The following is a 554-nucleotide window of genomic DNA, read 5'->3' as shown; positions in this document are numbered from 1 at the left end:
CCACGTGCCCGATGTCGTCAGGGATGCCGCAGGCGGTGCGGCGGGCGACCTTGTTCAGATCCGCCTTCGGTGAACCGGCCGCCCAGGTCTCCGGAAGGAACAGGCGCCAGTTGACCGCCGACGAGGCGTGATGGGAGGTGAGGTGCAGCGAGACACCCACCTGGCAGTTGGTGACCTTGCCCGCGGTGCCGGTGTACTGCCGGGACACGCACGCCGAGGCGTCGCCGTCCTTGAGGAAGCCGGTGTCATCGAAGACCACCGCAGTCGGCCGGATCACCGCTTCCATCTTCCAGGCCAGCCGCGCTCGGATGTGGGACGGATCCCACGGGCTGGTGGTAACGAAATGCGCCAGTGCCTGCCGGTTCCCGTCCCCACCCAGCCGGGCCGCCATCGGCTCGACCGACTTGCGTTTGCCGTCGGTGAGCAGTCCTCGCACGTAGACCTGTCCCCAACGGCGCTGATCGTTCCGCGCGAACGGCTCGAACACCTCCCCCGCGAAGTCCTCCAACTCACCACGCACAGCAGCAATCTCGTCCGGAGTCACACCCTCATCA

General features: G+C 67.3%; 1 protein-coding gene. It reads right to left on the bottom strand.

Annotated elements, in window-relative coordinates; genetic code table 11:
• Window positions 1-544: IS701 family transposase (locus IEZ17_RS41740; protein WP_189308842.1), on the bottom strand; the 544-nt coding region annotated here is incomplete at its 3' end.
• Window positions 545-554: the final 10 nt, after the last annotated feature.

This window comes from Streptomyces albospinus, assembly GCF_014648695.1.
Lineage (GTDB): Bacteria > Actinomycetota > Actinomycetes > Streptomycetales > Streptomycetaceae > Streptomyces > Streptomyces albospinus.
The sequence above is the reverse complement of the archived record's forward strand: the minus strand, read 5'-3'. Positions and strand labels throughout refer to the sequence as shown.